The 13,805-nt window shown below is 53.3% G+C and carries 16 protein-coding genes; 13 read left to right on the top strand and 3 right to left on the bottom strand.

What is annotated here, in order from left to right:
* Positions 1-81: 81 nt before the first annotated feature.
* Complete coding sequence (gene fhuF, locus ACMWLG_RS09125; RefSeq protein WP_045400898.1) at positions 82-870, top strand: siderophore-iron reductase FhuF; 789 nt, start codon at positions 82-84, stop codon at positions 868-870.
* Between the two features lie 83 nt (positions 871-953).
* Here the strand turns inward: fhuF and ACMWLG_RS09120 are convergent, their stop codons facing one another.
* Positions 954-2,300: a PTS sugar transporter subunit IIC gene (locus tag ACMWLG_RS09120; RefSeq protein ID WP_023310306.1), complete on the bottom strand. Its 1,347-nt coding sequence runs from the start codon at positions 2,298-2,300 to the stop codon at positions 954-956.
* Between the two features lie 328 nt (positions 2,301-2,628).
* Between ACMWLG_RS09120 and ACMWLG_RS09115 the strand changes: the two genes are divergently transcribed.
* Positions 2,629-3,087: a YbaK/EbsC family protein gene (locus ACMWLG_RS09115; protein WP_008502085.1), complete on the top strand. Its 459-nt coding sequence runs from the start codon at positions 2,629-2,631 to the stop codon at positions 3,085-3,087.
* A 38-nt stretch (positions 3,088-3,125) separates the two neighbouring features.
* On the opposite strand, the gene bglJ is transcribed toward ACMWLG_RS09115, so the two are convergent.
* Complete coding sequence (gene bglJ / locus ACMWLG_RS09110; RefSeq protein ID WP_045400897.1) at positions 3,126-3,761, bottom strand: DNA-binding transcriptional activator BglJ; 636 nt, start codon at positions 3,759-3,761, stop codon at positions 3,126-3,128.
* The gene (locus ACMWLG_RS09105) at positions 3,758-4,495 is read right to left on the bottom strand and encodes a helix-turn-helix transcriptional regulator (RefSeq protein WP_045400895.1); all 738 of its coding nucleotides are present in this window, start codon (positions 4,493-4,495) and stop codon (positions 3,758-3,760) included. Before ACMWLG_RS09105 ends, bglJ begins: the two co-directional genes overlap by 4 nt.
* Positions 4,496-4,905: 410 nt before the next feature.
* On the opposite strand from ACMWLG_RS09105, the gene ACMWLG_RS09100 reads away from it, so the two are divergent.
* From ACMWLG_RS09100 to ACMWLG_RS09050, 11 genes are all read left to right on the top strand, one after another.
* Positions 4,906-5,682, top strand: a complete 777-nt coding sequence (locus ACMWLG_RS09100) for a threonine/serine ThrE exporter family protein (protein ID WP_023310303.1) — start codon at positions 4,906-4,908, stop codon at positions 5,680-5,682.
* Entirely contained in the window at positions 5,673-6,146 is a 474-nt protein-coding gene (locus ACMWLG_RS09095; protein WP_023310302.1) for a threonine/serine exporter, read from the top strand. The genes ACMWLG_RS09100 and ACMWLG_RS09095 overlap by 10 nt, the downstream gene beginning before the upstream one ends.
* Positions 6,147-6,213: 67 nt before the next feature.
* Entirely contained in the window at positions 6,214-6,855 is a 642-nt protein-coding gene (locus tag ACMWLG_RS09090; protein WP_045400893.1) for a TetR family transcriptional regulator, read from the top strand.
* Positions 6,856-6,896: 41 nt separating this feature from the next.
* Positions 6,897-7,349: a MarR family winged helix-turn-helix transcriptional regulator gene (locus ACMWLG_RS09085; RefSeq protein WP_023310300.1), complete on the top strand. Its 453-nt coding sequence runs from the start codon at positions 6,897-6,899 to the stop codon at positions 7,347-7,349.
* A gap of 83 nt (positions 7,350-7,432) precedes the next feature.
* Positions 7,433-7,861, top strand: coding sequence for an organic hydroperoxide resistance protein (locus ACMWLG_RS09080; protein WP_023310299.1), 429 nt, complete (start codon positions 7,433-7,435; stop codon positions 7,859-7,861).
* A gap of 148 nt (positions 7,862-8,009) precedes the next feature.
* Complete coding sequence (gene dnaT / locus ACMWLG_RS09075; RefSeq protein WP_029742210.1) at positions 8,010-8,555, top strand: primosomal protein DnaT; 546 nt, start codon at positions 8,010-8,012, stop codon at positions 8,553-8,555.
* Positions 8,552-9,289, top strand: coding sequence for a DNA replication protein DnaC (gene dnaC, locus ACMWLG_RS09070; RefSeq protein ID WP_023310297.1), 738 nt, complete (start codon positions 8,552-8,554; stop codon positions 9,287-9,289). Before dnaT ends, dnaC begins: the two co-directional genes overlap by 4 nt.
* 83 nt (positions 9,290-9,372) lie before the next feature.
* A complete protein-coding gene (locus ACMWLG_RS09065) occupies positions 9,373-9,855 on the top strand; it encodes a DUF2501 domain-containing protein (protein WP_045400890.1) in 483 nt (160 codons plus the stop codon).
* Positions 9,856-10,125: 270 nt separating this feature from the next.
* A complete protein-coding gene (gene opgB / locus ACMWLG_RS09060; RefSeq protein ID WP_045401132.1) occupies positions 10,126-12,417 on the top strand; it encodes a phosphatidylglycerol--membrane-oligosaccharide glycerophosphotransferase in 2,292 nt (763 codons plus the stop codon).
* Positions 12,418-12,597: 180 nt separating this feature from the next.
* Positions 12,598-13,236 carry an EAL domain-containing protein gene (locus ACMWLG_RS09055; protein WP_045400888.1) on the top strand — a complete coding sequence of 213 codons (639 nt, stop codon included), beginning with the start codon at positions 12,598-12,600 and terminating at the stop codon, positions 13,234-13,236.
* Positions 13,233-13,775: a helix-turn-helix transcriptional regulator gene (locus ACMWLG_RS09050; RefSeq protein WP_045400885.1), complete on the top strand. Its 543-nt coding sequence runs from the start codon at positions 13,233-13,235 to the stop codon at positions 13,773-13,775. Before ACMWLG_RS09055 ends, ACMWLG_RS09050 begins: the two co-directional genes overlap by 4 nt.
* Positions 13,776-13,805: the final 30 nt, after the last annotated feature.

Here is a 13,805-nt window from a genome sequence, read left to right as displayed (position 1 = left end):
TCACCCGGACAAAAGTCTTGCCATTGGTATGAGCAATAGTTAGGATTGGCAATCATTATCATTTAGATTTCTATCTATACTATGGCTACGCATACCGCACACATCGTCGAACCCCTCCTCTGGCGAGCGCCCCTCACCAGCGGGAATGCTTCGCTTGCGGATGCCATACGGGATAAGATTGCAGAAACGCGCGCCCACCTGCTGGACTTTATCCGCCTTGATGAAGCGCACCCGAACCACGCCATGACGCTCTCAGAGTGGCGTAAACCAACAAAACTGCAGTCGCTATTGGCCACCTATTCCGACCATATCTATCGCAATCAGCCCACTCTTACGCGGGAAAATAAACCACTGCTCTCTCTTTGGGCGCAGTGGTATATCGGGCTGATGGTGCCTCCCCTCATGCTGGCGCTGTTAACCCAGAAGAGCATGCTGGAACTCTCGCCGGATAATTTCCACGTCGAATTTCACGAAACCGGGCGCGCAGCCTGTTTCTGGATTGATCTGCACGAAGACCAGAACGCGGAACGCCTGACGGCTCAGGAACGTATGGAGCGGCTTATCACTCAGGCCCTGATCCCGGTGGTGGAAGCGCTTGAAGCGACGGGAGAGATTAACGCGAAGCTTATCTGGAGCAATACGGGCTATTTAATCCACTGGTATTTAACGGAAATGAAGCCTCTGCTTGGTGATGAGAACGTTGATGCCCTGCGTCAGTCCTGTTTCTTTGCAAAACAGCTTTCCGATGGCCGCGACAACCCGTTATTCCGTACCGTCGTGCTCCGTGATGGGCTTCTGGTTCGCCGCACCTGCTGCCAGCGCTACCGCCTGCCGGATGTTAAGCAGTGCGGGGATTGCACGCTGAAGTAGTCGGCCCCGGCCTGATGCCCTCACCCACAGGGACAGGGAACAAACCCTAAAAACGGCAACCTGAGTTGCCGTTTTGCTTTTAGCTAAGCCACCTGCTGATTGTCCTCTTCCGCGTTACGCTGTGCCTCTTCCGCTTCCTGCTCCAGCAGCTGTTTCTCGTACACTTTGAAGAACGGGAAGTAGATGATTGCCGATACGCAGGCCAGAACCACAACCAGAATAGCCGCGCGGAAATCCCAGCCCAGAGCCCACGCTGCGCCTATTGGCGCCGGTGCCGTCCAGGGGACCACTGAGATGACGCGGCCAATCAGGTCAAACGTCATCGCCGCCCAGGCCAGCACTGCATTTACCATCGGTGCCAGCAGGAACGGAATAAAGAACACCGGGTTCATCACAATTGGCGTACCAAAAATGACGGGTTCGTTGATGTTAAAGAAGCTGGGTACCACGCTCAAACGCCCGATAGAGCGTAAATGCGCTGAACGGCTACGCAGATAGCAAATCACCAGCCCCATCGTGGCGCCCGACCCGCCAATCACGATAAAGAACGTCCAGAACGCCTCCATAAAAATATGCGGGAGAGGCTGGCTGGCGGCCAGCGCGGTCTGGTTCGCACCCAGGTTGGTCAGCCAGAACATCTGCAGCATCCCGGAGACGATGGCGGCGCCGTGGATCCCAGCGAACCACAGCAGATGGCCAATCAACACGGCCAGCAGGATCGCAGGCAGGGAATCCGCTGCGGAAACCAGAGGTTTAAAGACCGACATAATGGCCTGCGGGATCAGCATACCGAACTGAGACTGAATGAGCAGGCTCAGAGGATAGAGCGTCAACACCACCACCAGCACCGGGATAAGCAGATCAAAAGAGTTCTTGATCATCGGAGGTACCTGGTCTGGCAGACGAATACCGATGTTATGCGCCTTGAGGAAACGCATCATCTCAACGCAGTAGATCGCCACCAGAATCGCGGTAAAAATGCCCGTCCCACCCAGGCTGTCGACTGGCAGCGTGCCTTTGGTTTTCGGTGCCGCGACCAGCAGAAATGCCATCAGCGACAGCATGGCGCACATAAACGGGTCTAACTGGTGCGATTTGACATAGTGTTTGCCAAGGTTGTAGGCAATGGCCGCACAAATATAAATGGACATAATGCCCATCGTCATATCAAACGGCGTCAGGATCTGGCCTTCAAACTGCTTCGCCATATCCAGCCAGGCTCTGGCGAAACCCCAGGTGGTATCCGGCGAAAACGGCGGGTATGCGAACACTAACAAAAATGAACCCACAATCATAAATGGCATCGCGGAGATAAACCCATCACGGATAGCCATGACATGACGCTGGGAAGAGATCCGCCCGGCAATCGGGCTGACGTAATTTTCAACAAAACGGAATATCAGGTTAAACGCAGCATGGTTGGCAGACATGGCAGATCTCCTGTCAGACGTTTGTTACGGGCACATTTGCGCCGCACGTTGTTCCATAAATCACCTTCACAACCTTGCTGGCTTGTGGACCAGGGGTACTGCTCAGACGGAATGGTTTCATAATTTGCTCTTATTATTGGGTACAGGGGACGTTACGTACTCAGTATTAATCGACGCATCACGCTCTGCAACCGGTTACTGTAACCGGTTTCCGTGATTGTGAAGAGGATCCAGAAATTAGCCGTTCGGGATATTTGTTACTGAAGAGATATTTACAGAGCATAAATTCTTATGACAGATTACGCAGGATATTTGTCAGGAGGAAACAATGAGTTTGCAGTCTGTACAGCAGTTTTTTGCCGACAACGCGCCGGATATAGACGTTATTGAACTTAGTCAGAGTACCGCTACCGTTGCGTTGGCTGCTGCCGCCCATCGTGTTGAACCGGGACAAATCGCCAAAACCTTGTCATTAAAGGTGAAAAATGAGGTGATTCTGGTGGTAGCGAAAGGCGATGCGCGCCTGGATAACAAAAAGCTGAAAGACACGTTTGGTGCAAAAGCGCGCATGCTCAGCAGTGATGAAGTGGTGACCATCACCGGTCATCCCGTTGGCGGCGTATGCCCGTTCGGCCTGGAAAACCCGCTCGCGGTTTACTGCGATATTTCATTAAAGCAGTACGCCGAAGTCCTGCCCGCCGCAGGCGCAATTCATAGTGCCGTTCGTATCTCACCTGACAGAATGGCAGAGCTGACGTCCGCAAAATGGGTTGATGTTTGCATCTGATTGATGCGCCAGATCCTTTCTGGCGCGCAACAGGCAGGTTATAAAAAGGTCGGCTTGCTGAGTACCGAACTTCGCGGTTCTCTTGCAGAAAGGTGGGTAATAATATCCGCCGCATCGAGTAGCCCTACGTCAGAGTTTACCCCCAACTTCACCATCGCATTAAACTTATGCGCCCGGATGGTCTTAATATTGCGTTCAAGCTGTGCCGCGATTTGAGGAATGGAATAGCCGCAAGACATATAACGCAATATTGCCCGTTCCGTTGGGCTTAACATTCTGCTTTGACTCCGGTACCAGTGATTCATCATATTGTCATTGATGCGCAGGGTTTCACTCAGCAATACCATGAGTTCATTCTGCAGGCGCTCAAGCGTCAGCGATTTGCTGACCACACCGTGAAGGCGTGACGGGGAAAGATGACTAATTAATCTTGCTTCCATCTCATCAGCGACCAGGATAATGCGCTGGATATGGCCATGCGTAAACGCAAAATCCCGCAGGTGCGCCAGGCAGCTACGACGCTCTTCTCGCGCATCGGAATATGAATAGATCAGCGAGAAAAAATTGATGTGCTGAAGTGCTTTCTTAAAGCTGTCAAACTCACTAAACAGATGCAGCTGATAATGATTCAGGCCGGGCGTCGCAAAAAGATGCTTTAGCCCAACAGCACTCATCGTGCAATTTTCGACGATGGCGATATGTCTTGTTGAATCGGTTTTTTCCATTCCTCGAACTCTCCATAGGCTGACATCAAACTCAGCTCTCGCATTCCCTGTGTACTGTTTATCCAGGCGTACATATCGGCATTACTGCGTAATGACAGCCGTCGCATCGCACTGTTTTTCTGCGCACTGACGGTTTTATTGCTCTTCTTGAGCAATGTGGCGATTTGGTTAATCCCCCATCCTTTACCTAACAGCCGCAATACTTTGCGTTCGGAGTGCGTGAGCGCGATAACCTGTTCGTCTTCTTCCCCCATACTTTGAGGTTCCGGGGTTAGCAACGCCTGGCTTACCCGCTCTGCGCGTTCGCTACCTGCCCGAATAGCGTTAACCAGCCCTTCAATGGGTTCAATATCAGAAAGCAACGTACTTTCCGGGCGCACAAGTAACTCAACGGCAATAGGGTTAAGCGGACGCGAAACTAAAAAGATCCAGTGAATGTTCCGGTATTGATTCAATAAACTGAAATACTCTTCGAGCGCGCCCCGAGGATTCCAGTATTCGCCTGAAATATCGGCAATGATGACGTCAGCGCGGCGTAGCTGGAGCAGCGTTAACTCCTGCAATGAGCTGCAATAGGTCAATTCAAAATCGGGGAAATGGCGAGTCATCACGCCCCCTAACCCGTTTTGCATGACCGGTATCCGGCTAATGATAACGCTATGCTTACCGTGCAAAGACAACATAGACCCTCCGTGTCCATTCTTCATTTGATGAGTAACGTTAAAACGCATCAACGTATGAGTATTTTTCGTCCCTGAGTGTAAAGCAGGTTAATACAAGCAGAAGATGAGATGTATTCTTAGTTTAAGAAATGCCTAAACAGCAGTAATATCTCACAAAGCGAAATTAATTTTAATTGCAGTGTCATTAAAATAACTACAATATAAAATTAGAATAACTAAATATAAATAACTTATATTTTAATATTAATAATTCACCAAAATGATGAATTAATCCCAACCCCTTCCGCACTTAAGGGCAGCAACTGTTTGCATAAACCTTGATCTGACCCACAGCAAGAGGCACTGCACTTTGTGCTAAAAATAATCGCTATGGGCCAACCGGCAACTTTCCACCTTCTTCAGGACAATACATGCAGGCAGATCGGTCAACGCAGCGTGCTATCACGCGGCTATGTATTCAGTGCGGTCTTTTTCTGCTCCAGCACGGCGCGGAAAGCGCGCTGGTTGAGGAGCTTTCCACCCGGCTGGGACTGGCGCTGGGTATGGATAGCGTTGAAAGCGCTATTTCATCCAACGCCATCGTGCTGACCACGATCAAAGACGGACAGTGCCTGACCTCCACCCGCAAAAACCATGACCGCGGCATTAACATGCACGTCGTAACCGAAGTGCAGCACATCGTCATCCTTGCTGAACATAAGCTTCTCGATCTTCGTGAGATTGAAAAACGGTTCAGCCAAATTAAGCCATTACGTTATCCGCGCTGGCTTGTCGTGGTGATGGTAGGGCTGTCTTGCGCCTGCTTTTGTAAGCTCAATAAAGGCGGCTGGGACGGCGCGATCGTCACCTTTTTTGCCAGCAGTATCGCCATGTATGTTCGCCAGCTGCTGACGCACCGGCAGCTGCATCCGCAAATTAACTTCTGCATTACCGCGTTTGTCGCCACCACGGTTTCCGGCCTGCTGCTGCGCCTGCCGCAGTTTGCCACTACCCCGACGATTGCCATGGCCGCCAGCGTGCTTCTGCTTGTTCCGGGCTTTCCGTTGATCAACGCCGTTGCCGACATGTTTAAAGGACACATCAATACCGGTCTGGCACGCTGGGCTATTGCCAGCCTGCTGACGCTGGCGACCTGCATCGGCGTAGTGATGGCCATGACGCTCTGGGGGTTACGCGGATGGGCGTGATAGATTTTCTGCTGGCGCTGGCACAGGACATGCTTCTGGCCGCCATTCCTGCCGTCGGCTTTGCGATGGTGTTTAACGTTCCGCAACGCGCTCTGCGGTGGTGTGCGCTGCTGGGCGCGATTGGTCATGGCTCGCGAATGGTGATGATGACCGCAGGATTTAACATCGAATGGTCGACATTTATGGCCTCCATGCTGGTTGGCAGTATCGGCATCCAGTGGTCGCGCTGGTATCTGGCGCATCCCAAGGTGTTCACCGTCGCCGCCGTGATCCCGATGTTCCCGGGCATATCTGCGTATACGGCGATGATTTCCGCGGTGAAAATCAGCCATTTTGGCTACACTGAGCCGCAGATGATCCTCCTCCTGAGCAACTTTCTTAAGGCCTCGTCCATCGTCGGCGCGCTCTCCATAGGGCTGTCGATCCCCGGGCTGTGGCTGTACCGCAAACGCCCACGCGTTTGATATTTGTGTTATTTCGCTGCCATGGAGATAATCCTTCTGGTCCGTTTGGTGAAAATAAGGAAAGGATGTGGCTAACCCTGGCAGCGAACACCCCGAGCACAGCGAAGAATCCAGCCTGAAAGAGAAAATTTTTCAGAGCGCCATCGCGCTTTTTGCCGAGTATGGATTGAACGGTGCCCGCATGGAGCAGATCGCGGAGAAAGCGGGTACCACCAAACGCATGGTGGTTTACCATTTTAAGAATAAAGAGAATCTCTATCTCCTGGTTCTGGAACATGTTTACACCCAGATTCGCGCCAGTGAAAAAGCGCTAAGCCTGGCGGGAATGCCCCCCGTCGAAGCGCTGGTCAATCTGGTTGAAGCCACCTTTGACTATCATGCCGACCACCCGGACTACATCCGGATTATCTGCATGGAAAACATGCAGCGGGGCCGCTTTATGCAGCAGTCGAGCTATCTTCGCCAGGTCAACCGTAGCGCGCTCGACCTGCTGGAGAGCATCCTGCACCGGGGCAAAGAAAAGCAGCTCTTCAGCCAGACGGTTGACGCCCGCGATCTTCACCGCCTGATAAGCAGCTTCAGCTTTCACTACGTTGCCAACAGTTACACCTTCACGCTGCTGTTTGAAGACGGGGCGGACGAACAGGCTCAGCGCCAGCACTACCGCAAAATGGCCGTTCAGGTGGCGCTCCGCTACACCTGCCCATAAAATTGCTTGCAATTAAATCGCACACTACCTATATTCATTTCATGAACGCGAAAACGAACGACGCAACCGCTGCGCTCAAGCTGGATAACCAGCTCTGCTTTGCCCTTTATTCGGCAAATCTGGCGCTTAACAAGCTGTACCGGCAACTGCTGGCACCGCTGAACCTGACTTACCCGCAATATCTGGTAATGCTGGTGCTGTGGGAGCAGGATGACGTCACGGTGTCGGACATCGGCGAACGCCTGTTTCTGGACTCTGCGACCCTGACGCCGCTTTTGAAGCGGCTGGAAAGTGCCGGGTTAATCAACCGTCATCGTTCACGCAAAGACGAACGTCAGGTCGCCGTCACCCTGAGTGAAGCGGGACGTGAACTACAGCAGCAGGCATTGGGTATTCCCCATGCGGTGGGTTGCGCGGCGCAGTGTGATACCGACACTTTGCTGGCGCTCAAACAGCAACTCGAACTTTTGCGACAACAGCTACACCGCGCGTAAAGCTATACTTTATGCGTGATTATCACCCATATATATCGCACGCTATTTAATAGCACACATTAAAGCAAGATGAGGAATCTGCCATGTCTTTAGAAAAAGTTGTTTATACCGCCAAAGCAAAAGCAACCGGTGGCCGTGACGGTCGCGCGACATCTTCCGATGGCGTACTGGACGTAAAACTGGGCGTGCCAAAAGAGATGGGCGGCATGGGCGGAGAAGTAACTAACCCTGAGCAGCTGTTTGCTGCGGGCTACTCTGCCTGCTTCCTGGGCGCGATGAAGTTCGTGGCCGCACGCGACAAATTCACCCTGCCAAAAGATGCCTTTATTGAAGGCGAAGTGGGTATTGGACCGCTGCCAACCGGTTTTGGTATCGAGGCAAAACTGAACATCCACGTTGAGGGTATGGATCCCGCGGAAGCTAAAAAGCTGGTCGATGCGGCGCACATTGTTTGCCCGTACTCTAACGCGACCCGCGGCAACATCGACGTGACCTTGAATATCATCGCGTGATAAATGCCTGATGGTGCTGCGCTTATCAGGTCTATGACTGTAGCCCCGGTAAGCGCAGCGCCACCGGGGAAATCCCCTCCTTCCCTTTCCTCTCTCTGTGCTACCATAAGCCCATATCACGCCCGTAGTAATCAGTAGAGTAAGCGTTATGTCCTCCAGAATTCTGACCACCAGCATTGCTGGCATTGATGCCTTTATGCGCGACCCACGCGGTGTGTTGACCCATGCCGAAGGCGGCACGGTTGCGGTTTTTGCCGACAACGCGCCAGCGTTCTACGCAATCACGCCGGAACGCCTGGCGCAGCTTCTGGAGATTGAAGCGCAACTGTCACGCCCGGCGAGCGATATTACGCTGGATAACCAGTTCTTTGATGAACCGGTTAACGTCCCCGTGACCGTTCCGATGGGAAAATTTGCCCTGTACGCGGGCTGGCAGCCGGATGCGGATTTTCAGCGGCAGGCCGCGCTGTGGGGCATTGCGCTAACCCAGCCGGCCACCGCGGAAGAGCTCGCCGCGTTTACCGCCTGGTGGCAGGCGGAAGGGAAAGTCTTCACCCATATTCAATGGCAGCAAAAGCTCGCGCGTCATCTTCAAATTACCCGCGCCGGCAACAACGGCCAGCCCAAACGCGATATCAACGCGTTTTCCGAACCGGATAAACAGATCCCCAGCGGATTCCGAGGTGCGAAATGAAGAACGTCGGCGACCTGATGAAACGTCTGCAAAAAATGATGCCTGCCAACGTGAAGCCCGCGTTTACCACGGGTGAAGAGCTTCTGGCGTGGCAAAAAGAGCAAGGTGAGATCCGCGCCGCCGCGCTCGCCCGGGAAAACCGGGCGATGAAAATGCAGCGCACCTTTAACCGCTCCGGTATACGTCCCCTGCACCAGAACTGCTCGTTCGATAACTATAAAATCGAGACCAGCGGGCAGATGAACGCCCTTGCCGCCGCCCGTCAGTACGTGGATGAATTCGACGGCAATATCGCCAGCTTCATCTTTAGCGGCAAGCCGGGCACCGGAAAAAACCACCTTGCAGCCGCTATCTGCAACGAGCTGCTTCTGCGGGGTAAATCGGTTCTTATCATCACCGTGGCCGATATCATGTCCGCGATGAAAGATACCTTCAGCAACCGCGAAACCAGCGAAGAGCAATTGCTCAACGATCTGAGCAATGTTGATTTACTGGTCATCGACGAGATTGGCGTTCAGACAGAATCCCGCTATGAAAAAGTGATCATCAACCAGATTGTCGACCGCCGCTCCTCGTCCAAGCGCCCCACCGGCATGCTGACGAACCACAATATCGACGAGATGACCCGCTTACTGGGTGAACGCGTCATGGACCGCATGAAGCTGGGTAATAGTCTTTATGTCATCTTCGACTGGGAAAGTTACCGCAGCCGCGTTACCGGCAAAGAGTATTAAGACAGTTCCAGGAATCGCCGCCAGGGCATAGGTATATACTGGAACCCCTTCGGCCCAAAACGGACCTTTTTGAGAGAGCCAAGATGAAAAAACAGATTCTAATCAGCACCTTTTTAGGCGCGCTGCTGGTGAGCGGCGCAGCGCAAGCGGCGTCCTGGCAGGAGTCCCTGTCAAGCGCGGCAAATGAGCTGACCAAAGAGAGCAGCAGCTCTCAGGGTGGACTCTCCGCCTCTTCCCTCACCAGCCTGCTGGGCAGCAGCTCTCAGAGCCTCAGCGCGGGCACGATGAACAACGCGGCGGGGATTCTGGAATATTGCGCGAAGCAAAAGCTGGCCTCCGTGACCGACGCGCAAAACGTGAAAAACCAGGTGCTGGGTAAACTGGGTCTGGATACTCAGGAGCAGAAAGCGGACACCAACTATATGGACGGCATTCAGGGCCTGCTTAACGCGCAAAACGGGCAGCAGCTAAACCTGAGCACCCTCGGCAACTCTTCTCTGGCAAAACAGGTGAAAACCAAAGCCTGCGATCTGGTGCTGAAACAAGGCGTTAATTTCATCTCCTGATCCACCCCTTTTTCTGCCACAACACGCCGCGTTTAATGCGATAGTCTTGCAACGCGGCGCTAAACGAGCGTTTTTCCTGGTTGCCACCGTCTCAGCGTCCGTTTGTCAGGATGCGACCTTCTTCATAAAAACGATTTTCTAAACCAAATCCTAACAACAGCACACTTTCGTGACACTAAAATTGCAGCTTAACGACATCGCAATTACATTGTATGACCCAAAAAATAAACAGTTAGCCAGCGAAGCACCTGGCGTCATGAGGATATGCTGTTGTCAGAATTCATGTCTCTTATCCTTTTTCTGGCTTCTGTCGGCGTTTACGCCTGGAAAGCCGGCCGTCACACCTGGTGGTTTATCGCCACGCTGGTAGTACTCGGCATTTTTATTATTTTAAACATTACCTTATACGCCAGCGACTATTTTACCGGTGACGGTATTAACGATGCGGTGCTCTACACGCTGACGAACAGCCTGACGGGCGCGGGCGTGGGCAAATACATTCTTCCGGGGCTAGGCCTTATCGCCGCGCTGGTGACGATTTTTGGCGCGCTGGCCTGGGTGCTGCGCCGACGTCGCCATCACCCGCACCATCATGGCTATAGCCTGCTGGCGTTGTTCCTGGCGCTGGCCTCCGTCGACGCCAGCCCGGCGTTCCATCAGATCACCGAGCTGGTGAAATCCCAGTCTCGCGACGGCGATCCGGATTTCGCGGCTTACTACAAAGAACCGTCCAAAACGATCGCCAGCCCGAAGCTCAATCTGGTCTACATCTACGGTGAAAGCCTGGAGCGCACGTACTTTGATAACGATGCCTTCCCCAACCTGACGCCGGACCTGGGCGCGCTGAAAAATGAAGGTCTCGATTTCAGCCACACCATGCAGCTGCCCGGCACGGATTATACGATTGCCGGTATGGTTGCCTCCCAGTGCGGTATCCCGCTGTTCGCGCCTTTTGAAGGTAACGCCTCAGCCTCAATGTCGACGTTCTTCCCACAGAATATTTGCCTCGGCGATATCCTGAAAAACTCCGGCTACGAAAACTATTTTGTGCAGGGGGCAAACCTGCGCTTTGCCGGAAAAGACGTGTTCCTGAAATCCCACGGTTTTGACCACCTGTATGGCTCAGAAGAGTTAAAAACGACGGTTGCCGATCCGAGCTACCGCAACGACTGGGGCTTCTATGACGATACGGTACTCGACGAAACCTGGAAGAAATTCGAGGAGCTTTCCCGCGCGGGCAAGCGTTTCTCCCTCTTTGCGCTGACGGTGGATACCCACCATCCGGACGGGTTCGTCTCGCGCAGCTGCAAACGCAAAAGCTACGACGTGGACGGCAAAAACAACAAGTCCTTCAGCGCCGTCACCTGCAGTCAGGAGCACATTGCCGCGCTGGTCGAGAAAATCAAAGCCTCGCCCTGGTTTAAAAACACTGTCATCGTCGTTTCGTCTGACCATCTGGCGATGAAAAACAGCGCCTGGGATCGGCTCAACAAGCAGGACCGCAGCAACCTGTTCTTTGTCCTGCGCGGCGACCAGCCGCAGCAGGAGGTAATTGCCACCAAACGCAACTCCATGGATAACGGCGCAACCGTGCTGGACATTCTGGGCGGCGACAACTTTATTGGCCTGGGCCGCAGCACGCTGTCGGGACAATCCCTGTCGGAAGTGTTCCTCAACATGAAGGATAAAATCCTCGCCTGGAAGCCAGACATTATCCGCCTGTGGAACTTCCCGAAAGAGATGAAAGACTTCACCGTCGATCGGGATAAAAACACGATTGCCTTCTCGGGCAGCAGCTTCCGTCTGCCGCTGCTGGTGCGCGTGTCGGAGGGTCGCGTCGAGCCGCTGCCGGAAAGCGAGTACTCCGCGCCGCTGCGCTATCAGCTGGCCGATTTTGCGCCACGCGATAATTTTGTCTGGGTCGACAGGTGTTACAAAATGGGCCAGCTCTGGTCGCAGCCGCTGGCGCTTTCTACCGACTGGTGCGTCTCTCAGGGTCAGCTCGGCGGGGAGCAAACCGTGCAGCACGTGGATAAAGCCCAGTGGAAAGGCAAAACCGCGTTCAACGATACGGTGATTGATACCGCGCGCTATCAGCACAACATCGACATGCTGAAAGTCAGCGATAACGATATTCGCTACAAAGCGGACAGCTTTATCTTTAACGTGGCCGGCGCACCCGAGGAAGTGAAGCAGTTTAGCGGCATCTCGCGTCCTGAGTCCTGGGGACGCTGGTCAAACGCGCAGCTGGGCAACGAGGTGAAAATTGAATACACCCATCCCCTGCCGGAACAGTTCGACCTGGTGATCACTGCCAGAGCGTATGGCCCTAACGCTAACAAGCCCGTACCCGTGCGCGTGGGCGATCGGGAGCAGACGCTGACGCTCGGGAACGACGTGAGCACGCAGACGCTGCATTTTGAGAATCCTTCGCGCAGCAATACCCTGGTGATCGTGCCGCCGGACCCGCAGTCCACGAACGAGGGGAATATCCTTGGGCACTCACCGCGCGAGCTCGGGATCGGCATGGTTGAAATCAAAATCGTCAGCAAAGCGGGTTAACACGCGTCGCGCCCGGCGTGCTGCCGGGCGCTTATGAAAATAAATAATCCTATATCAGGATTATAAATTAGATAAAAACACTTTATATAAGCCATTTTTATCTATAAATATCCCGCAAAAATACAAATCCATAAAATGTGCGACTCCTGAAATCACAACGGAGCGTTACGCACTTTTATCATGCTAACCGGCTATAAGTTCGAATCCATCCGGGCACTGCGCAGTGAAAATGTGATTGCCTGGGAGGTATTGTCTACGGCAAAGCCCCACGTCAATCTTGAAGATTACTTTAGCTCGATGCCCGCGACGCAGCGTAAAGCGCACTTCTTTGCGCAGCTTCGTCATGCCATGTTTTGCAAGGATGGCGACAAGTATTATCTCAATGCGACATCGGATTTACTGCTGGAAACGGACTTCCTCGACAGGCTAAAAGAAGAGACACCCTGCCCGGAGAGACTTGCTATCGAGGTCACCGATCTCCATACGATGGTCCAGCTCGAGGATACGCAAAGCCTGGCACTGCGGAAATGCATCGCGACGCTCCATCAGTGGGGGATAGAAGTGTGGGCAGACGATGTCTGCGAAGACCTTCTTCCCGATCTTCTGACCAGCCAGATCCGCTTCTGCGGCATCAAAATTGACAAACATACCTTCTGGAACGGGCGGATCGAGCAGGCAAAGTTTCTGCATCTCACCCACCAGTGCAAGCGCGTCGCCAGCAAGGTGCTGATCGAAGGCATCGAAACCACGTGTGATTTCGCGCTGGCCCGCGCCAGCGCGGCCGATTACGGTCAGGGCTATCTGTGGGGTAGAAAATGACCCCTTTCATTCCGAATGCTGGTTATCAGGTTATCGTTCTGAGCGGGAATACGTTTTTATGGCTTGGCCTCACTTCGATGATCTCGACGGCCGTTACCCCGCGCCCGAAGATGTATTGGATCCATGACGTTAATCCTGAAGGGCTTTTGCACCTGCAGGAACGGCTGCTTAATACACACGCTGGAGAGAACTGGCTGGTATTTACGGATGCCGCGCGGGTCTGCGACGTTCACGCCTGCCTGCGCAACGAGCGGGTCCGAGTGGTCGCGGACAACCTCTCATTTGCGCAGCTAAGCCACTGTTTTAGCAACACGACATTCGCCATCGAAAACGCCGCCACGCTCTCGCATCAGGAGAGGCGGGTTTGCATGTTGCTCCATAAAGGATTTAGTCCGGTGCGCATCGCAAAAATCATGAATAAGTCCCCTAAAACGATCTACACCCACAAGCGTAACGCGATGAACAAATTCTGTTGTCACAGCCTGGCGGAATTCCATCGAAAACTCTGCCTGCTGGACGCTCAGTCATTCGCTTTGTAATTGCACTGTTACTCACGTCAGGAAATAAGA

Origin of the sequence: Enterobacter sp. 01-M-02-SI-ECC (genome assembly GCF_047530595.1) — a bacterium.
Lineage (GTDB): Bacteria > Pseudomonadota > Gammaproteobacteria > Enterobacterales > Enterobacteriaceae > Enterobacter > Enterobacter cloacae_M.
This window is presented reverse-complemented; position numbering and strand designations above follow the sequence as displayed.

Excerpts from the sequence above, each read along its gene's own strand:
- fhuF (WP_045400898.1), top strand. The coding sequence starts at position 82 with ATGGCTACGCATACCGCACACATCGTCGAACCCCTCCTCTGGCGAGCG.
- ACMWLG_RS09120 (WP_023310306.1), bottom strand. The coding sequence starts at position 2,300 with ATGTCTGCCAACCATGCTGCGTTTAACCTGATATTCCGTTTTGTTGAA.
- ACMWLG_RS09115 (WP_008502085.1), top strand. The coding sequence starts at position 2,629 with ATGAGTTTGCAGTCTGTACAGCAGTTTTTTGCCGACAACGCGCCGGAT.
- bglJ (WP_045400897.1), bottom strand. The coding sequence starts at position 3,761 with ATGAGTGCTGTTGGGCTAAAGCATCTTTTTGCGACGCCCGGCCTGAAT.
- ACMWLG_RS09105 (WP_045400895.1), bottom strand. The coding sequence starts at position 4,495 with ATGTTGTCTTTGCACGGTAAGCATAGCGTTATCATTAGCCGGATACCG.
- ACMWLG_RS09100 (WP_023310303.1), top strand. The coding sequence starts at position 4,906 with ATGCAGGCAGATCGGTCAACGCAGCGTGCTATCACGCGGCTATGTATT.
- ACMWLG_RS09095 (WP_023310302.1), top strand. The coding sequence starts at position 5,673 with ATGGGCGTGATAGATTTTCTGCTGGCGCTGGCACAGGACATGCTTCTG.
- ACMWLG_RS09085 (WP_023310300.1), top strand. The coding sequence starts at position 6,897 with ATGAACGCGAAAACGAACGACGCAACCGCTGCGCTCAAGCTGGATAAC.
- ACMWLG_RS09080 (WP_023310299.1), top strand. The coding sequence starts at position 7,433 with ATGTCTTTAGAAAAAGTTGTTTATACCGCCAAAGCAAAAGCAACCGGT.
- dnaT (WP_029742210.1), top strand. The coding sequence starts at position 8,010 with ATGTCCTCCAGAATTCTGACCACCAGCATTGCTGGCATTGATGCCTTT.
- dnaC (WP_023310297.1), top strand. The coding sequence starts at position 8,552 with ATGAAGAACGTCGGCGACCTGATGAAACGTCTGCAAAAAATGATGCCT.
- ACMWLG_RS09065 (WP_045400890.1), top strand. The coding sequence starts at position 9,373 with ATGAAAAAACAGATTCTAATCAGCACCTTTTTAGGCGCGCTGCTGGTG.
- ACMWLG_RS09055 (WP_045400888.1), top strand. The coding sequence starts at position 12,598 with ATGCTAACCGGCTATAAGTTCGAATCCATCCGGGCACTGCGCAGTGAA.
- ACMWLG_RS09050 (WP_045400885.1), top strand. The coding sequence starts at position 13,233 with ATGACCCCTTTCATTCCGAATGCTGGTTATCAGGTTATCGTTCTGAGC.